This window comes from Patescibacteria group bacterium (assembly GCA_041662665.1).
Lineage (GTDB): Bacteria > Patescibacteriota > JABMPQ01 > JABMPQ01 > JAQVVF01 > JAQVVF01.
The window spans coordinates 397974-417813 of sequence record JBAZSC010000001.1; the positions used below are offsets into that span (position 1 = coordinate 397974).

Annotated in this window: 14 protein-coding genes and 2 tRNA genes; all 16 read left to right on the forward strand. The window is 33.0% G+C overall.

The features are described from left to right. Window positions 1–49 precede the first annotated feature (49 nt). The 16 genes from WC663_02070 to WC663_02145 all read left to right on the forward strand — a co-directional run bounded on the left by WC663_02070 (window position 50) and on the right by WC663_02145 (window position 19760). The gene (locus WC663_02070; GenBank protein ID MFA6296113.1) at window positions 50–3433 is read left to right on the forward strand and encodes a chitobiase/beta-hexosaminidase C-terminal domain-containing protein; all 3384 of its coding nucleotides are present in this window, start codon (window positions 50–52) and stop codon (window positions 3431–3433) included. 186 nt (window positions 3434–3619) lie between these two features. Further along, entirely contained in the window at window positions 3620–7903 is a 4284-nt protein-coding gene (locus WC663_02075; protein MFA6296114.1) for a chitobiase/beta-hexosaminidase C-terminal domain-containing protein, read from the forward strand. Window positions 7904–7908: 5 nt separating this feature from the next. Continuing rightward, a complete protein-coding gene (locus WC663_02080; GenBank protein ID MFA6296115.1) occupies window positions 7909–8733 on the forward strand; it encodes a hypothetical protein in 825 nt (274 codons plus the stop codon). Between the two features lie 254 nt (window positions 8734–8987). Further along, window positions 8988–9059 (forward strand) — tRNA-Glu (locus WC663_02085). A gap of 71 nt (window positions 9060–9130) precedes the next feature. Next, window positions 9131–10462, forward strand: coding sequence for an ATP-binding protein (locus tag WC663_02090; protein ID MFA6296116.1), 1332 nt, complete (start codon window positions 9131–9133; stop codon window positions 10460–10462). A 67-nt stretch (window positions 10463–10529) separates the two neighbouring features. After that, the gene (locus tag WC663_02095) at window positions 10530–10910 is read left to right on the forward strand and encodes a response regulator (GenBank protein ID MFA6296117.1); all 381 of its coding nucleotides are present in this window, start codon (window positions 10530–10532) and stop codon (window positions 10908–10910) included. Beyond that, window positions 10907–11701, forward strand: a complete 795-nt coding sequence (locus WC663_02100) for a hypothetical protein (protein ID MFA6296118.1) — start codon at window positions 10907–10909, stop codon at window positions 11699–11701. Before WC663_02095 ends, WC663_02100 begins: the two co-directional genes overlap by 4 nt. 170 nt (window positions 11702–11871) lie before the next feature. Next, window positions 11872–12588 carry a hypothetical protein gene (locus WC663_02105; protein MFA6296119.1) on the forward strand — a complete coding sequence of 239 codons (717 nt, stop codon included), beginning with the start codon at window positions 11872–11874 and terminating at the stop codon, window positions 12586–12588. Between the two features lie 30 nt (window positions 12589–12618). Continuing rightward, window positions 12619–13131, forward strand: coding sequence for a hypothetical protein (locus tag WC663_02110; GenBank protein MFA6296120.1), 513 nt, complete (start codon window positions 12619–12621; stop codon window positions 13129–13131). Between the two features lie 188 nt (window positions 13132–13319). Then, entirely contained in the window at window positions 13320–14084 is a 765-nt protein-coding gene (locus tag WC663_02115) for a hypothetical protein (GenBank protein MFA6296121.1), read from the forward strand. 119 nt (window positions 14085–14203) lie between these two features. Further along, window positions 14204–14680 carry a nucleotide exchange factor GrpE gene (locus WC663_02120; protein MFA6296122.1) on the forward strand — a complete coding sequence of 159 codons (477 nt, stop codon included), beginning with the start codon at window positions 14204–14206 and terminating at the stop codon, window positions 14678–14680. Between the two features lie 141 nt (window positions 14681–14821). Continuing rightward, on the forward strand, window positions 14822–16750 hold the full coding sequence (gene dnaK, locus WC663_02125; protein MFA6296123.1) for a molecular chaperone DnaK: 1929 nt from the start codon (window positions 14822–14824) through the stop codon (window positions 16748–16750). 73 nt (window positions 16751–16823) lie between these two features. Next, a complete protein-coding gene (dnaJ, locus tag WC663_02130; GenBank protein ID MFA6296124.1) occupies window positions 16824–17963 on the forward strand; it encodes a molecular chaperone DnaJ in 1140 nt (379 codons plus the stop codon). Between the two features lie 154 nt (window positions 17964–18117). Then, a complete protein-coding gene (locus WC663_02135) occupies window positions 18118–18657 on the forward strand; it encodes a hypothetical protein (GenBank protein ID MFA6296125.1) in 540 nt (179 codons plus the stop codon). A 121-nt stretch (window positions 18658–18778) separates the two neighbouring features. Then, window positions 18779–18849 (forward strand) — tRNA-Lys (locus tag WC663_02140). Between the two features lie 251 nt (window positions 18850–19100). Continuing rightward, on the forward strand, window positions 19101–19760 hold the full coding sequence (locus WC663_02145; GenBank protein MFA6296126.1) for a hypothetical protein: 660 nt from the start codon (window positions 19101–19103) through the stop codon (window positions 19758–19760). The last annotated feature ends 80 nt before the right edge of the window (window positions 19761–19840 follow it).

A 19840-nucleotide genomic window follows, 5' to 3' on the forward strand; every position in this document is an offset into this window, starting at 1 on the left:
TGGCGAGTTATAAAATAATTTGCAATAAGTTTTGATTTATAAAAACAAAATGGATAATTTTAATATAATCAAAAAAGTACGAGGGGGGGGGCTTAATGGAAAAGTAAAAATTTTTGGTATTTCAAAATACAAGATTCTTTTGAGTCTTTTTTTTATAGCAATTTTTTCTGTATTGTTTCTTTCATTATCAGTTGCGCAAGCGGCATATAGAGACGTGATTGAAGCTGATTCTCCTATTTATTATTGGCCGATGGATGAAGCGGCTGGAGCAACAAGTTTGTCCGCAGTAGTTGGTGGCACGGCAATTAATCTTACTGGCGCGACTGCTGGAGAAAATGGACAAGTAGATGGAACAGCAGTTTCTTTTAATGGTACATCTAATTTTGGACAAACTGCATCAAGTATTAACCTAACTTCTTATAGTAAGGTTTTAGTTGAGACATTAGTTTATTTTGATAATTATGATGCATCAGGAGGATTAATGGTATGGGAACTTGGTTCAAGCATAGCAACACAAACAACAGGTTTTTATTTTTCATCTAAGAATGGAAATTCACCTAATGATAAGTTTGCACCTGCCGTCAAAGGTAATGTAGGTTACAATTATGCACAGTATGCACAGGCATCACTACAAACATGGCATCATATAGTTGCTGTGTTTGATAAAAGTGTTGCTACGGATGAAGTGAATTTATATGTGGACGGGATATTACAAACAGCTGAGTCAAGACCATTAAATCTTGATAATACAAATAATTTTGGAAATTCAGTTTTATATTTAATGAGTCGCGCAGGAACATCATTATTTAATGGTGGTAAAATGCAGCATCTAGCAATTTATACTAATTTAAGTGATACAAAAATTTTTGATCATGCTCAAGCTTCTGGAGTTTTACATTTTTCAGGTGGTACTGTGTCGGAATCTTCTCATACTGCAAACTCGGCAACATTGTTATGGACACATTCATTGTATGGTACAGATCCTATAACGGAACAATTGCAACGAAGTTTGCATGGATTAGATACTTGGTCAGATGTTAGTGGAGCTACTTTAAGTCCGGCGACTGATTCCGGATTAAGTTCTGATACAAGTTATGATTATAGAGTTGTATATACAGATGCAACATCGGCAACTGTTTATTCCAATATTGTTACTGTTACGACTAATAAAATTTATCCACCGTATATAGCTAATTCAGATAAAGTAATTGTTGGTCCTTATGATACAGCGCAATCCGGTTCACCTGCAAATTTTGGAGTTACTGGAGGACATACAAACATGGAGCTTTTGATGAAAGCGCATAAATATAGAATGCGTCAGGATGGTATTGTTAACAGAGTTCGTCTATATACTGTAAATAAGACAAATCTTACTGGATTTTATATAAGGATTTGGCGAAAAAATGGATCAACATATGATTTAGTTGGTACTAGTAATAATATTGTGGATAGTTTAGTTGCCGGAGATTTTGCTACTGTTGATCTTTCTTCTCCCATCATCGGAGTTTTGGAGGGTGATTATATTGGCATGCGAATTGAATCAAATGGTATCCAAAATTTTTATGCTTATAGTCCTGGAAGTGCAGCCACTTATTACATGTTTGATACTGCTATTTCATCAACTAGCATGGATTGGGAAAGTAAGACTACTGCTAGCGGGGTAATGCCAGTAGAAATTTATATGCAGGCACCGCAAGTGGCATTTATTGGTGATTCAATTATATCTGGGCATTATACAAATTATAGTTTTCTTCATACTACTGAGACAACAAATATTCCTTCAACGCTAGAACGACAATTTAGTAATTTGACGGGCTATACTTATCAAAATATGGGTATTGGTGCTCAAACTTCTACACAAATAGCTGCTCGCTTTACTCAAGATATGATAAATTTACATCCGCGAGTCGCTGTTATTGAAGCTGGAGTAAATGATTTTGGTTCTTATGATCCTGCTACATCTAAGGCAACACTTTTGGCAAATTGGACAAGTATGCTTGATGCCGCACAAGCGAGTGATAGTATTACAACGATTTTAGTTGTGAAGATTCTTCCTTGGTCAAATGGCACAAATTCTCAAATGCAGATTAGGGATGATTGGAATTCTGCGATTGCAACTTTGGCTGCTGGTTATTCAAAGGCTATTGTTGTAGATACAAGTAGTTATGTAGGTCAATTTAGGCCTGGAGGAGATGTCGGAAATTTATGGGATATACAAGCCGCTTATGATCAAGATGGTGTTCATTTTACTCAAGCAGGAAATGGTCAGATTGCGCAAGCATTAGCGGGTGTATTAGATAGTACTGCTCCAGCTACAACTGCAACTCCTACTGGCGGAATTTACAATATTTCAAAAACTGTAACTTTATCTTGTGATGATGTTAGTGGTCAAGGATGTAATAAAACATATTATACAACTGACGGAACGGATCCAACGACTAATTCATCTGAATATGTTTCTCCTTTAGACATTTTTTCTAACACAATTCTAAAGTTTTTTTCTGTCGATGTTGTTGATAACCAAGAATCAATTAAAACAGAAAACTATGTTATAGATACTATTGCTCCAGTTACAATTGCTTCTCCTGCTAGTGGAACTTATACATCGACTCAAACTGTTACTTTAACAGCAGTTGATAGTAATACAGGAGTTAGCAAAACATATTACACAACCGATAGCACAGAACCAACCACATCATCTTTAGTCTATTTATCACCAATTGAAATTAATCAGACAACAACTCTCAAATTCTTTTCAGTCGATAATGCTGGAAATATTGAAAACATTAAAACAGAAAATTACATAATTATTACATCAATTCCTTTTATCGAAAGAATCAATCTTGAAGATGCAGTCTTAAATCAAACCTATCAAAGTCAACAAAATAATGCTGATCTTCTTTTCTATCTTCTTCCTAAACAAAAATCAATCAAAGATCTATATATTAAATTAATCAGAAACAAGAAGAAGCATCTTAACGGTTTTACAAAAAAGAACAGTTATCCAGGATACTTAAAGCTATTATCAAATATCGGCACAGTCAAAAAAGCTTATCAAAAAAATGTTAACAAGCATATTAATTTTAGAATTTCAGTCAGATATTCAAAAACAAAATTAAACAAGACGAATATCAAAGAAAAAAATCTAAGATTATTCATTAAAGACAGAGACAATATCTGGCGAGGACCATATCGAATATACCAAAACAAAATAACGCATACACTAAAATTTAAAATCAGAAATTATTTAGTTAAGCCTCCAAAGAATCCAATTCCAAATCCGTTAGACATTAAAACAAAGAACCGACCATTTGCTCCATCATTTTACTTCAGAACATTAAAAAAGATTAAGTTTGTCATTGCAGAAAAGAATGCCTTATCTAATTTAACTAATTTAGAAACATCGGATAGCCAAGATTTCTTCTTTGAGTAGAGAAATATATTAACAAAGCCTCGGATTTTCCCGAGGTTTTTTGTTAAATACGCAAACAATTCAACAATTTAACAATTGAACAATGTTAAGTTCTAAAAACATAATATTTATGTAAAAGATATTAACAATGTCAGTTGTGTAAAAAGCACAAATATTATATAATAAAACAAACAACAAAATTAAAACATGAAAAATTTGATTAAGAATTGGATAGTCATCCCAACAATTTTTGTTATAATTGCCGTTCTTATTTTTGGCAATAATTTTTATAATGCTCAAAAAACAGATGCCGAAGTTTTGACTTGGACTCAAGTTGCAAATAACGTTGGTTCAACTGCAACTGCTTCAATTCTAAGTTCTAACGGAAAAATATATGCCGGCACTTATGATGGCTCTGGAACTATTGGCACAAGATTATTTTCAAGCTCTAACGGAACAGATTGGACTCAAGTTAACAGTGACGGTTTCGGTGTTGTGGCAAACAGGAGTACGTATTCATTAATCGAATTTGATGGTGCAATTTTTGCTGGTGTCAGCAATGCTGCTGGAGGACTTATCTATCGTTGCGATTTAACTACTGATTGTGATCAAGCTGTTAATTGGGCTGCTGCAACTGATCCAGGACTTTCAAATGTCAACAATATTGAAATTAGTTCTTTAGTTGAATATGATGGTTATATTTTTGCTGGAACTCGAAATCTTGTTACTGGTGCCGAAGTTTGGAGTTGTCAATCAATTGTTTCAGACTGTAATATCCAAGCTAATTGGTCAAGAGTTGATGGAGCTAGCGGTTTTGGTGATGCTAATAATGTATCCGCAGCAAGTATGGCAACATTCAACAATGCTTTGTACGTTGGAACAGGACGCGTTCCTGGCAGTCCGACAAGTGAGGTGTGGTATTGTACTAGTTGTAAAGGCGTCGACTGGAATGTTTCGAATAATAATGGTTTTGGAGATAATAATCAAACAGTTCAATCTTTAGTAGTTTATGATAATCAGCTTTATGCTGGCACAGAAAAATCTGGTGGAATACAGAGTGCAGAACTTTGGAGAACTTCAGATGGTACTAATCCTGCAAATTGGGCGCAAGTTGGCGCTGACGGTTTTGGTGCAACTGCTGTAAGTAGAACATTTCAATCGATGCTAGTTAATCGTGATGCACTCTATGTAGGAACTGGACGTGACGATGCCGGCACTAGAATTTGGATGTCAATTGATGGGGCAACTTTTGAACAGATTAATGAATCAGGTTTTGGCAATGCAAACATTAATTCTACATACGGACTAATTGCTTTAAATAATTATCTTTATTCTGCTAATGGCAATATTGCTGGAGGGAGTGTTGTTGGTTCAGTTTACCGAACTTCATTAAATCCAGCTATTACCGCAGGTAGTGTAACTGCCTCTCAAGTAACTGATGGCACAGGTAGAGTAAATATTTCTTTTACACTTAGCGATCCTGATTATAATAATTCACGCGCCAAAGTTGAATATTCTTTAGACAATGGCGCTACCTGGCCTGGAAAAGCAACTCTTTCAACGACTGACGCTGATACAACTGCAACATTTGGCGATCCAAAAATTGATAATAGTACAGCTTATCAAGTTGGTACTGCTGCAGGATATATTACAACATCTTCAGGAGCTAATACTGTTAATGTTGTTTGGAATTCAAAGCTTGATGCGCCTGGAGCCAATACAAATAATGCAATGATTCGTGTCACTCCAAATGACCTGCTTTATGATGGAACAGCTGTCTCTTCTGCAAGTTTTAGCCTTGACAATGTCGCACCTGTGATAAGCAATGTGACGGTTAGTCCAACTTGTGGCAAAAGAAATACTGATCTTAGTATTACAGTCAGTATTGATGGAACTCAATCTGAAAATCCATCTGTCACTGTTGACGGAAATTCCGCTACAACAAACAATGCTCAAGCTGGTGCAGAATCAATTCGATATTCTTATCGTGTTTTAGGAACTGAAACTCAAGGCTCAGATCCAGTCGTTGCAAATGCAAGAGACTCTGCTGGCAATACCAGCACAAAATCAACAACAGTGACATTAGATTTTAATGCGCCAGTAATTACTGCAAATCCTGATGGTGGCGCATTCAATAGTCTAATAAATGTAACTCTTACTGCAAATGAACAAGTAGGAAAAATTAGATATACAACAAATGGTGATGATCCAACTGTAAATGGAACAACTTACCGAGGCGCTATTCCAATCGATAGTAATACAACTTTAAAATTTTATGCCTTTGATACTTGCGGAAATACCTCTGATGTCAAAACAGAAATTTATGTTTTTGATTTTGTAGCTCCACACACATCAGCCAACCCTCCTGGTGGAATATATGAAAATCCTCAAGCAGTAGAATTGACTTCAGACAAGCCAGCCACAATTTATTTTACAACTGATGGCACTGAGCCGACAGAAAACTCAAATGTTTATAATGGTCGAATACTTATTAGCGAGAATACTACTTTGAAATTTTTTGGCATTGATGAAGCAGGAAATAGAGAGGCAACTGTTAATACAGAAGTTTACGTTATCTCATCAACAAGCCCATTTATTTCTCTTACCAAAACTTACAGCATCTCAGCAATTTCAGCCGGCACATCAGGCAGCGGAAGCTCAATGCTAAAAAAAGCAACATCAGTTGTCAGTAATTTTAATGTCAAATCAAAATTTAGTTTAATCCTCTTTATCGTAATCGCATTTTGGCTTATTGTTTCATCAATTTATTTCATCTTTACTTTCTTTAAGAATAGAGCCAGAATATCAAAAACTTTCAGCTATCTATTTAAAAAACAAAAAGTATTTTGTGGAACTGTCACAATAATTATTGCCTTTTGTTTAATTATTGAATTATTTATAGGTTACGGCACAAGAGCAGCTTCTGTTTCTCGAGGAGATTTTATAAATTATCGCATTGATTATATTAATCAAGGTGCAAAGTCGACAGCTGATTTAAGAATCGTCGATTCAATTTCATCTTCTACTACATATATTACAGGTTCAATTAATGTTAATGGTGTCGGACGTTCTGATTCTAGAGATAATGATAATGCTGATTATAACGAAACAAATCCTGGTGCAGTTACTGTTGATATTGGCGTTGTTGATCCAAATAATTCAGGATTTATTGAATTTCAAGTTCAAGTTAATAGCGATGTTCCATTTGGAACAGTTATTTCAAATAAAGGAATTGGCAGCTACAACCCAGGAGCAATATTTACGGAAAGCAATATTGTTTCTAATACTGTTTCAAGTGCTGCATTTGGCGGACCAATTATTGTTAAAAAAGAAGAAAAAAAACCAGTTGTTCAACCTAAAGAAGAAGAAAAAAATATAGAAAAAGAAATAGAAAAAGTTGTCGGTGAAAAATTTGTTGATAATGTTATTAAAATTTTCGATGATGTTCTTAATTTTCTCAAAAATAAGGATATTCAACAAATAATAAATAATTACGTTGCTCCAATAATAACCGCATTAACAGCCTTGGGAATATTGGCAGCAATCCCATTTATCAATTCATTGCTTCCATATCTTGCTTATCTTTTACAATATCTTACTCATCCAGTTCTATTTTTTGGCAAAAGAAAAAGATGGGGAATTGTTTTCGATTCATTAAGTAAACAGCCTCTTGATTTAGCTATTGTCCGTTTGTTTAACAAAAATACCAAAAAATTGCTCGCAACTAGAATTACTGATGTTCATGGCCGTTATTTATTTATCGTTGATCCAGGAGATTATTATATTACAGTTGCCAAGCCTTATTATATATTTCCATCAAAATTAACAACTGAAAAAACAGAAAATACTTATATTGGTGAAACAATTTCAGTTCAATCAAATAATAACCAAAAAGAAAAAGGCGTTATTGCTTTTGACATTCCTCTAGACCCACAAGAAGGTTACATGCAAAATCCAGTCAATCCATCAAAAGTAATTGCAACTCCGATAAAGACACTTAGCGATTTACAAACATTGCCAAAAGAAGTTATTAAAAATGCTGATAACCAATTATTAAAAGTAAGGCGACAATATAAATTCAATCAATTTGTTGCAATCGTTGGTCCAATTATCGGATTATTTTGCTTAATCATCAGCCCATCAATTTTGACAGCAGTATTATTTGTTTTGGATATAATATTATTCTTTGTCTTCAGGAGATTGGCAGTTAAGCGCATGAATTCATGGGGCAAAACAATTGATCAATCCAAGCACAAAGCTTTGCCAAAAACAATTGTCAGACTTTTTGACAATAAATACGGCAGAATGTTGCTAGCTGATATTTCCAAAGGCGATGGCCGTTATGGCTTCCTAGCTGGCAAAGACAAATATGTTCTAACATCTCAAAAATCTGGTTATGAATTGCCACAAAATAAAATTGAAGTTCAAGGTGGAAAAGAAGGAGTTATTAGCCAAAATCTAGAATTAAAGAAAGTTATTAAAACTTTTTAATACATATGACAAACCCTCCGCAAATCGAACAAGAGCCTCAAATTGATCTTGAAGAAGAAAAAATGGATATTACAAATGATCTACGTCAAGAATTAGATGAACATCGCGAAGTTTCGTATGAAAATTATGGTGAAAAAAAGATCGTTAGCGTAAAAATAGGAGACAAAGTTTATAAATTTTATCCTGATAATCAGGAAGATGCTGATTGGGTTATGGTTACTGAGGATAAAGATGGAAAATATCTTGACTCCATTGGAATCAATAAAAAATCTGATGTTGAATATCTGGAAAAAATTTTCGAACAAGATATTCCCGATAGTTTACGTCAAGCTATAGATGATCATCGCGAAATTTCTTACGAAAATTATGGTGAAAAAAAAGTTATCAAAATACAGCAAGGAGATAAGACCTATAAATTTTTTCCTGACAACCAAGAACATGCAGATTGGGCAATGGTTACTGAAGATGAAGATGGTAAATATCTTGATTCTATTGGCATTAGCGAAAAATCTGATGTTGAATATCTAGAAAAAATTTTCGAACAAGATATTCCAGATGGTTTGCGTCAAGCTTTAGATGAACATCGCGAAGTTTCGTATGAAAATTATGGTGAAAAAAAGATCGTTAGCGTAAAAATAGGAAACAAAGTTTATAAATTTTATCCTGATAATCAGGAAGATGCTGATTGGGTTATGGTTACTGAGGATAAAGATGGAAAATATCTTGACTCTATTGGAATAAAGGAAGAATCTGATGTTGAATATCTAGAAAAACTTTTTGAAACACCAACAAAAGAAGAACAAATTGAAGAAGTAAAAAGAGAATTATAAGAAGTAATTTATAATTTTAAATAATAGGCTGATTTTTCAGCCTATTTAAATTAGATTGACTTTTATGTCAATTCTGATATTTTTAATTTAAGCAAATTTTATATTTTTAGGTTTTTAGGTTATTAAGTTTAACATGCCGCATTCGTCAAGTGGCTAGGACGTATGATTCTCATTCATACAGTCAAAATTTTCCCAGAAAATTTTGACGGGTTCGATTCCCATTATATTCTATTTATAATAATAAAATATTTCATGCCCCTATCGTCTAGTGGTTAGGACGCTTGGTTCTCAACCAAGGAACACCGGTTCGATTCCGGTTAGGGGTATTTTTTATGCAAGCATTTTTGTTTTAAATTTAAAATTATGTTAAACTAAATATAATTTAGTATAAAAAACTGTGAAAAACAAAACCAACAAAAAACCATTATATTGCACAATTTTTCCAGAGTGCTACAAAAATAATCTCAAGCTTTGGGAATGTCCGAGTTTTCTATTTCTAGTTACAGGCGTCATAACTATCATTGTTATGATCGCAACTTATATTTTGACCAATATTTATACGTCTCCAGAGTTTGTCGTTTTTAGTGTTATCGCAATTACGATCATTCTTATAATTGCTGGTTATTTAATTACTCAAGGAGTTGGCAGAATTACGGAAGCAAAATTAACTGCAGAACGTGAAAAAAAGAAAACTGAATCAATAGTTATGAATCTTTCCGATGGATTATTGATGCTTGATAATGCTTACAATATTATTTTATTAAATCCTTGCGCAGAAAAATATTTAGGAATTGATAAAAAACAAATTATTGGTTTAAAAACTTTTGGAAAAGAAATTAATAAATTTCCAAATCTTAAAAAAATCATTAACAAAATTCCAGGAAGTCCAACTGATTTAAAAACAATTGAAGAAAATATTTTAATAGAATCGCCTGAAAAAAGATACTTAAGGATAACAACTTCTCCTGTTTACGATAATCGTCGTACTTTTATTGGTTTCGTAAAAGTCCTGCATGATTTCACCAAAGAAAAAGAAATCGAAAACATGAAAACTGAATTTGTTTCTTTGGCTTCTCATCAGCTTAGAAGTCCTTTGTCTAGTTTGCGATGGTTATTAGAAATTTTATTACGTGGAAGGATTGGCGCTTTATCAGAAGAGCAAACAAAAGTTTTAACCCAAATGAACGAATCAAATGACAGAATGATCAAAACTGTTCAAGATCTTTTGAATGTCTCAAGAATCGAAGAAGGAAGAACTGGTTTAGAGCTTTCATTAACAGACTTTAATCAGATCGTTGACAATGCAATTAAGGATGTAAATGCGCAAGCTCAAAAAAAACAAATTAAAATAAATTTTGAAAAACAAGATATTAAAAAAGCAATGTTAGATCCAGAAAAGATTAAAATTGTTGTTCAGAATTTAATTGATAATGCTGTAAAATATACAAAAGAAAAAGGCGAGATTAAAATTAATTCAGAGCTGAAAGATAATAAAATATTTTTTTCAGTCAAAGATAATGGCATCGGAATCCCAGAAGTAGAGCAAGAAAAAATCTTTACGAAATTCCATAGAAGTAAAAATGCCAAATTACTATCTGTTCATGGGACGGGTCTAGGATTATATATCGCTAAAAAAATAGTTGAGACTCACAAAGGAAAAATTTGGTTTGCATCCAAACAAGATCAAGGAACGACATTCTACATTGAGTTGCCGACAAATATAAGTTAAAGCAATTATTGTATATAGTAATTTTACGTATAACAATTTAGCAGTTTAACAATTTAACAATATAGCTATGCCAACAAAAATATTGATTGTCGAAGATGAAACAGCTCTTTTATATGCTCTAAAAGCTGAATTATCACAAAACGATTTTGAAGTTATAGAAGCAATAGATGGTGAAAAAGGACTTCAAGCTTTGGAAAAACAAATTCCAGATATTATTATTTTAGATTTGCTTTTACCAGGAATTGACGGTTTTGAAGTTTTGCAAAGGATAAAAAGCAAGCCTGAAATGAAAAATATTCCTGTAATAATTCTTACGAATTTAGGTGATAAAGAAAGTGTTGAGAAGGGCAAGAAATTAGGTGCTGATGATTATTTAATTAAAACTGATTACTCTTTGGAAGAAGTTATTAATAAATTAAAATCTTTGGTAAATAAAACAAAAAAATGAGAATAAAAATAATTTTTGTTCTAATAATTTTAGCGCTTGCAACTAATTTTACTTGTTTTGCCAGGACTTCTGATCAGCAATCAAACGAATCTTTTACTGAAGAAATTGATAATAAAATAAAACAAGAAATTTCGGATCAAAAAAAACAAAATGAACAGCAAGTTTCAGATATCAAAAACTTTTTACCTGCTTTAGATGGCATTATTATCGATACAATCGAAAAAAATGGAATGACTATTGTTGAAATAAATTCCAATATTTTAACACAAGAAAATAATCAACCAATTTTTTATGTTAAAGAATATATAAAAGATCCTTTTCTTTTTTTGGCATCAGAACCAAATACTTTTGAATATAAAAATAAGTTTTATAAATTTACTGATACTCCAATCTTTCGCTTTAAATTAAGAAGCGCTCCAAGTGGAAAAATAGATTTGTCTTATGATTCATCTAAGATTAAAATCAAAAGCGAACAGAATTATGTTATTACAGATTTGAATTTAAGAATTCAAGATGGCGCTTTTTCTGCAATAAAACAAGATAATGATTACCCAATTAATTTTTTCGCTGATACATTATTCAAAAAGGCAATCAATGGTTATAAAGATTATCAAATCAAAAGTGCAGATCTTTCTTTGAATAATAATATTTTAGAATACAAAGTTTCATTAAATATTTCCGGAAAAATATTATGGATGTTTGATACAACTTTTGATTTAATAGCAACAATGAATGCTAATAATGGAAAAATATCAGTTGAAAAGCCATGGTGGGAGACTTTCGTGTTCTAGATTATCGAAACATTTAAACACTTTAACAAAAAAACAAGGAGCTGGTTGCAGAATCCTTTCTGCAACCACATCATCACTGTTGACATGGTTTCAGAGAGGACTCTGAAACCAGCGAATTGCACTATAATTTGGATTTTTTTAAATTTCTATATTTTTAGTTTTTTACATACATGCCAGAAAGAGAACAATTAACTCAAAAAGATATTCAAGGCCCAGAAAAAGAAACATCAGAGCCAGGTCTTGAAATTGCAAGAACACCTGAATCAGAAACAGTTGTAGATTTAGCTAATGAACTGCACGAAGCAATACAAAATGATTCGCCAATTACTTATGGAAAAGTTGAAGACTTTAGAGAAGCTTTGGACCAATTAAAATTTAATATTGGCGGAGAAATGATGACAGCCGAAGAAGCAAGAAAGATTCCTGATTTAAAATTGAATATGGAAATTTGGAAAAGGATAAAAGTCGGTGATTATTCGACTTCGACTATTACTCAAATGACTTATGTAAGTCTAGAGGTAGCAGATATTCTTAAAAACGTAGGAACTGTGCGTTTGCTAAACGTAAAATATTTTCCTAGCTCAATATTGAGAAAATTATGTGAACGAAAAGGTTATCTTACGCTTGGAATTGAAGAAATTTCTGATCAAGATGCAGAAATTATTAGTAATCATCAAGGAGAGCTATTTCTTGATAATATAACTCGATTGTCAGTTAAGCAAGCTGAATTTTTAAGTCAGCATCGAGGACAGCTTTCATTGGCTGGTCTTGAATCATTACCAGATCAAGCAGCAATATATTTCATTGATTTTAAGCATTTTCTTAATGTACAAAGTAGAATTACAACGCAAATTGGTAGATTAAGAAAAAGGAGTAGAAAGAAATAATTATATTTATATTTTTAGTTTTTTACACAAATGCCAGAAAGAGAACCACTAACTCAACAAGATATTCAAGGTCCTGAAAAAGAATCAGAAAAGATAGGTCTTGAAATTGCAAGAACACCTGAATCAGAAACAGTTAAAGATTTAGCCAATGAATTTCACGAAGCAATACAAAATGATTCGCCAATTACTTATGGAAAAGTTGAAGACTTTAGAGAAGCTTTAGGAAAATTGAAATTTAATATTGGTGGAGAAATGATGACAGCCGAAGAAGTTAAAAAGATTCCTGATTTAAAAATGAATATGGAAATTTGGGAAGAAATTAGACGCCGAGATTATAGAAGAGTAAGGGAGCTCACTTTCATAATTCCCGATATCTATCATATTATTAGTCAAACTGGTAGAGTTTTTTCTTTAGAAAAAATTGATTCGTTGCCTGATGAAATTGCATTATTATTTTTAGATTTTTCTTTCCAAGTAAAGATTTCAGATAACTTCAAAAAACATTTGACTGAATTGTATATAAAAAGAAGCAATAAATCTTAAATTAAATATTTATCCACATAAAAACCTTGACAGGTTTTTTTTTATTGCTAGAATATAATTAGCACTAAAGATAAGAGAGTGCTAGTGCTCTCGAAACTAGAGTGCTAATAACCCTGTCATCCTGAACCGTAGTGAAGGATCCCGAAAATGAACGCTCATTCATGGGATTCTTCGGCTTCGGCCTCAGAATGACAGATAAAAAAATGAATTCAAGACAGAAAACAATTTTAAACGCAATTATCAAAGAATATATCCAAACAGCCGAACCAGTTGGCTCAAAAGTTTTAGTTGAAAAATATCATTTTGATTTATCTTCTGCCACACTTCGAAATGAAATGAAAGAATTAGAAGATATGGGATTTTTGACTCAACCTCATACTTCAGCAGGCAGAACTCCAACAGACAAAGGCTATCGATTTTTTGTGGATAGTTTAATGGGTGAAAAAGAATTAACTTTAAATGAGCAAAGACAATTACAAACAGAATTAATCAAGACCAAAGCAAAATATAATAGATTAGCCAAATCAACTGCAAGATTGTTATCCAGATTATCTGACAATTTAGTTATTTCTGGTGTTCTAGATTCTCAAGACATTTGGGAAGCTGGCATGCCAAAATTATTAAAACAGCCAGAATTCAAAAATCCAGATGAAGTTTATGATGTTGCTGAAGCACTTGATTTATTAGATGAAAATGTTGAAACTCTATGCGACAAAGCAAAATCAAAATGCATTAAAGTCTATATCGGCAAAGAAAATCCACTTCATATCAATAATTGTTCAATGATAGTTTCACAGATCAAATATCCGTCAGGTGAAAAAGGATTCATCGCCATTATCGGTCCAAAAAGAATGCATTATGATAAAAATATATCGTTGTTAGAACACATAACCAAGTTTTTAGGATCAGGTCTATTAATAATTCTATTTTTACCTTTAATTACGAGAATCTAGAATTTTGAATCTAGAATCTGGAATTGAATTTAGAATATTGAATAAAAAATTCTGCATTCTAAATTCTGTATTCATTCAAGATTCTAGATTCCAGATTCAAGATTCATAATTTAAAAACTATGTTTAAAAAGAAAAACGAGAATAAAGAAATCGAAGAATTAAAAAAGAAGAGTGACGAGTATCTCAACGGCTGGAAGCGCGCTCAAGCCGATTATCAAAACTTAAGAAAGCAAACAGCCAAAGATCAAGTTGATTTTGTAAAGTTCGCAAATGAAAATGTTATCTTAGAAATTATTCCAGTCTTAGATAATTTTCAGTCAGCCTATAATGCAGTACCAAAAGATTTAGAAAATAACCCATGGGTACAAGGTATCAAATTCATTAAGAAACAATTAGAAGATGTTCTGGCAAAAAATGGCGTTAAGCAAATTGAATGTCTTAATAAAGAATTTGATCCAAAATGTCATGAAGCAGTGAATTACAAAGAAGAAAAAGATAAAGAAAAGAAAGAAAAATTAGTCGTTTGCAAAGAAATATTTAAAGGCTACGAGCTTAACGGCAAAATAATTAGACCAGCAAAAGTAGAAGTAAAATAAATTAACTAGAATCAAGAATCAAGAATTATGAATTAAGAAAAAAGATCTTTATTCATAATTCATTATTCATAATTCATCTATCTCAATTCTTTTCAAGTTTTATTCAAGCAATAAACCTGAAAAGAAAAAGAGAACAAATCTATGTCTAAGATATTAGGTATTGATCTAGGAACAACAAATTCCTGCATGGCCATCATCGAAGGTGGCGAGCCAAAAGTTTTAGAAAACAAAGATGGAAATCGAACAACTCCATCAGTTGTTGCAATAAAACAAGATGGTGAAAGAATCGTCGGACAGCTAGCAAAAAGACAAGCTGTTACAAATTCTGAAAATACAGTTTATTCAGTTAAGCGTCTTATTGGTCGTAAATATGATTCTGAAGAAGTTCAAAAAGATGTTAGAGTTTTGCCTTACAAAGTTACTCAATCAGGTTTAGGTGTTAAAGTTACAATGCATGGCAAAGAATATACTCCTCAAGAAATTTCAGCAATGGTTTTGCAAAAATTAAAAAAAGACGCTGAAGAAAAATTAGGCGAAGAAATCAAAGAAGCAATTATTACAGTTCCTGCATATTTTGATGATGCTCAAAGACAAGCAACAAAAGATGCTGGAAAAATTGCTGGTCTTGAAGTCAAAAGAATTATCAATGAACCAACAGCTGCTGCATTAGCTTATGGTTTCAACAAGAAAAAAAATGAAAAAATTGCAGTTTACGATTTAGGCGGTGGTACATTTGATATTTCAATTCTTGAAGTAGGCAATGACACAGTTGAAGTAAAATCAACAAATGGTGATACTCATTTAGGTGGTGATGATTTTGATCAAAAAATTATTGACTTCTTAGTTAGCGAATTCAAAAAAGAACAAGGTATTGATTTATCAACTGATAAGATGGCAATCCAGAGATTAAAAGAATCAGCTGAAAAAGCAAAGCACGAATTATCAAGCGCTTTAGAAACTGAAGTTAATCAGCCATTTATTACTACTGATAGCACTGGTCCAAAACACTTAAATATTAAAATAACTCGTGCTAAACTAGAAGAGTTAGTTGGCGATTTGGTAGAAAAAACAATTGAGCCATGTAAAAAAGCTTTGGCAGATGCAAAGTTAAGCATCTCAGATATCAATGAAGTTGTCATGGTTGGTGGACAAACAAGAATGCCAATGGTACAGAAAAAAGTTGAAGAATTTTTCGGCAAGAAACCGCACATGGGTGTAAATCCAGATGAAGTTGTTGCAGTTGGTGCAGCTGTAGAAGCAGGTGTTTTGCAAGGTGATGTTAAAGACATTTTGTTATTAGATGTTACTCCATTAACATTAGGTCTAGAAACATTAGGTGGAATTAGAACTGCTTTGATCAATCGAAATACAACAGTTCCAACATCAAAAGCTCAAGTTTTCTCAACTGCAGCTGACAATCAGCCACAAGTTGAAATCAATGTTTTGCAAGGTGAAAGAGAAATGGCAAATGATAACAAATCTTTAGGCAGATTTATCTTAGACGGCATTCCACCAGCACCAAGAGGAATTCCTCAAATTGAAGTTACTTTTGATATTGATGCTAATGGCATTTTGAATGTCAAAGCAAAAGACAAAGCAACTGGCAAAGAACAAAAGATTACAATCACTGCTTCTTCAGGTTTGTCAGATGAAGAAGTTGAGAGAATGAAAAAAGATGCTGAATCTCATGCTGAAGAAGACAAAAAGATTAAAGAAAAAATTGAAATCAAGAATAATGCAGAAACTTTAATTTATACTGCTGAAAAAACTTTAAGAGACGCAAAAGGCAAAGTTGATGAAAAAACTACAAAGTTAATTACAGAAAAAGTTGAAGCTTTGAAAAAAGTCAAAGATACAGCAGAGGCTACAGTTGTTAAAAAAGCAACAGAAGAATTATCAGCTGAACTACAAAAGGTTGGTCAGAAAATGTACCAAGACGCTCAAGCAGCACAAGCTAAAGCACAACAAGCTTCTCAAGCTCAAGGACAACAAGCTCAAAGTGCACCACATGCTGATCCAAAAGGACCAAATACAGTAAAAGGTGAATACAAAGAAGTACCTAAAAAATAATTAAGATTTTGTCGTGGTTCGTAGCGACAGGGCACTGCCCTGTCGCTACGTGTTAAATTTGTTTACAAAAAAAATGCCCAAAGATTATTACGACATTCTAGGCGTTACTAAAGAATCTTCAGGAGATGAAATTAAAAAAGCTTTTTATAAAAAAGCTCATCAATATCATCCTGACAAAAAAGGCGGAGACGCTGAAAAATTTAAGGAAGCCAACGAAGCTTACCAAGTTTTGTCTGACCAAGAAAAAAAATCTCAATATGATCAATATGGACAAACCTTTGAACAAGCTCAAAGCCAAGGCGGATCTTATGGCGGTAATCCTTTTGGCGGATTTAATTCTCAAGGCTTTAATGTGAATTTTGAAGACATTGATCTTGGTGATATTTTTTCATCATTTTTTGGCGGTAAAAGAAAATCAAAAGGCAATAGAAATGCTGTTGCTGGCAATGATATTAATATTGATTTAAATATTAATTTTGAAGATCCAGCAAATAATATTGAAAAAGAAATTGAATTATATAAAAAGATACAATGTGATAAATGCCATGGACAAGGGAATGAGCCAGGTACAAAAATTAATACTTGCCAAACATGCCATGGCAGCGGTCAAGTTACGCAAGCTCGCCAAACAATGTTTGGTATGTTTCAACAAGCAACAGTATGTCCAGCATGTAATGGCCAAGGGCAAACATTTGAACAAAATTGTTCAAAATGCAAAGGCAAAGGACAAGTTCAAGGTTATGAAAAAATATCCATCAACATTCCAGCTGGCATCAAAGATGGACAGACAATGGAATTAGGCGGAAAAGGTGAAGAAGGTCAAAAAAATGGTCCTGCTGGAAATCTTTATGTTACAATTCATGTTGCAAAACATAAATATTTCAAAAGAAAAGATGATAATTTAATTTATGCATTGCCTTTGAGTTTTACGCAAGCAGCTCTCGGTTCCGAAATAGAAATCCCAACTCTTGATGGCAAAATAGCATTAAAAATTCCAGCTGGTGTTCAAACTGGAAAAATATTTGTCATTGATGGCAAAGGCTTTCCGAATTTAAACGGACAAGGTGCAGGTGATTTGTTAATTCCAGTTAAAGTTATTACTCCAACAAAGCTTAACAAAAAAGAAAGAGAATTATTATTAGAATTAGCAAATACAAATGGACAAACAGTAAAAATCAAAAAGCATAATTTTCTTCACGATCTATTCGAATAACTTGTAGTAAGTAGAAAGTAGAATGTAGCAAGACGATCTTTCTACTTTCTACATACTACTTGCTACTTCGTGATTTATCCACTTCCCATTTTACATAATTTGATATTACTGTTATACTAAAACTAATCAAAAAAAATAATTAAAACAAAAACATATGCCTACTGGATTAACTTCTGCGGTAAACTGGAGTTTGCCGTCTTGGGATTTATTTATAATAATCTTTTTTGTCCTTGCCATTCTTGTTTATGGAATGTCTTTAGGACGAGAAAGAGTTTTAGCTGTTTTAGTCAGCGTCTATATTTCTCTGGCCATCACAACTAATCTGCCATTTATCAATGAAAAAATGTCGCAGAAATTTGGCTTAGGTCCAGTTTTCGTCTTACAAATTTTATCATTCTTTGGTTGTATAGCTGGCATATTCTTTTTGCTATCAAGAGTTGGCGCACTTTCTGGTTTTGTCGGTAAGCCAAGTATTCCAGTCATTGCTTTATTTAGCGTCTTGCAAGTTGGTTTGATAATTAGTTGTGTCTTGTCATTCTTGCCACCAACAGCATTGGCATATTTATCTTCAATGGTTAGGTTTGCTTTTGCTTCAGACATCGGACGTTTCTTGTGGATTTTAGCTCCAATGGGTGCACTATATTTGATCCGTCAGAAAGAACCAACCACTCCAGAAGCAGAACAGAAAAAATAGTCTTGCAGTTTGTTTATTTTTATGTTAATTTTCCATAAAGCAAACCTTGCTTTTTTGTTTCGTTAAATTTTATTTAAAATAATACTTTTAACTTTAGACTTTTTAACTTTTAACTTCGCGTGGGTCCGTAGCTCAATGGTAGAGCTGTAGCCTTTTAAGCTATAGATAAGAGTTCGATTCTCTTCGGACCCAAAATTTGGAGCTTCAGAACGTGGGAGCGTTAGAGCGTCAGAAAGTTCTGCGGAAAAATATAATTTATATCAATAAACTGCATTCATAGCAGTTTTTTATTTTTAGAAAGTCCGACGTTCTGACGCTCCCACGCTCCCACGCTCCCACGCTCCCACGCTCCCACGCTCCGAAGCTCCAATCCCGTTGACATTAAAAATCATTCATTATATATTATCTAGTAAATTCGCACTCTAAAAAAGGAGAAGAGGGAAATGCCAAATCAGCAAGATCGAGTTGAAGCCTTGCAAAGATTGATTCAGCAAAATCAAGTTAATTTTTTTGATGCATTAGCAAATCATCCAGAAAGGCAACAAGCAGCTGTCCAACATCTTTTGCAAGCGCATCGAGAATCACTTGAAGAAACAGCAACAGAACAATTTTCGGATGTTCCAGAACAAGCCAGAAGACAAGCTCTTGATCAACACATGCAAAATCTGCAAAGACAAATGACATCTTGTTTGGTTGGATTTGCTGGAAATCAATTAGCCTTGTCGCCATTAGTCCATATTGATGATTATCGTCAAACATTATGCTACAAGGTTTGTAAATATTTAGAATCATTGGGTTATAAACTTAGGATTGAAAATTCAAGCAATTTCAGGCATGCTTGCATTTGTTCAACAAACAGAGATACCTTAATCGATATATACAAACCGTTGAATGTCAAGGAAATGTCGTGGCTAGGAAAATTATTTTTCTTTTTTACTCCAGATGTAGACGAGGAAGACCTAAATGAAAAGTTGTGTAGTTTAATGATTACTCATGGAACTATGGAATTTGAAGTTAATGATGGAAATTCTTATAATGAAGTTTTACAACTCGCCAACAACATTGCCCATCTTTTCCAAGTCGAAATCACTGTACAATTGTAATCTCCATTTTCGGAGATTTTTTTTATTTCAGAAAATTAGAATATCAGAAAGTCCGACCGTTCCGACGTTCTGACGCTCCC

Bases quoted from the DNA above. Each gene is read 5' to 3' on its own strand.
- WC663_02135 (MFA6296125.1), top strand. From the start codon at position 18,118: ATGCCTACTGGATTAACTTCTGCGGTAAACTGGAGTTTGCCGTCTTGG.
- WC663_02145 (MFA6296126.1), top strand. From the start codon at position 19,101: ATGCCAAATCAGCAAGATCGAGTTGAAGCCTTGCAAAGATTGATTCAG.
- WC663_02095 (MFA6296117.1), top strand. From the start codon at position 10,530: ATGCCAACAAAAATATTGATTGTCGAAGATGAAACAGCTCTTTTATAT.
- WC663_02110 (MFA6296120.1), top strand. From the start codon at position 12,619: ATGCCAGAAAGAGAACCACTAACTCAACAAGATATTCAAGGTCCTGAA.
- WC663_02100 (MFA6296118.1), top strand. From the start codon at position 10,907: ATGAGAATAAAAATAATTTTTGTTCTAATAATTTTAGCGCTTGCAACT.
- dnaJ (MFA6296124.1), top strand. From the start codon at position 16,824: ATGCCCAAAGATTATTACGACATTCTAGGCGTTACTAAAGAATCTTCA.
- WC663_02120 (MFA6296122.1), top strand. From the start codon at position 14,204: ATGTTTAAAAAGAAAAACGAGAATAAAGAAATCGAAGAATTAAAAAAG.
- dnaK (MFA6296123.1), top strand. From the start codon at position 14,822: ATGTCTAAGATATTAGGTATTGATCTAGGAACAACAAATTCCTGCATG.
- WC663_02070 (MFA6296113.1), top strand. From the start codon at position 50: ATGGATAATTTTAATATAATCAAAAAAGTACGAGGGGGGGGGCTTAAT.
- WC663_02075 (MFA6296114.1), top strand. From the start codon at position 3,620: ATGAAAAATTTGATTAAGAATTGGATAGTCATCCCAACAATTTTTGTT.
- WC663_02080 (MFA6296115.1), top strand. From the start codon at position 7,909: ATGACAAACCCTCCGCAAATCGAACAAGAGCCTCAAATTGATCTTGAA.
- WC663_02115 (MFA6296121.1), top strand. From the start codon at position 13,320: ATGACAGATAAAAAAATGAATTCAAGACAGAAAACAATTTTAAACGCA.
- WC663_02105 (MFA6296119.1), top strand. From the start codon at position 11,872: ATGCCAGAAAGAGAACAATTAACTCAAAAAGATATTCAAGGCCCAGAA.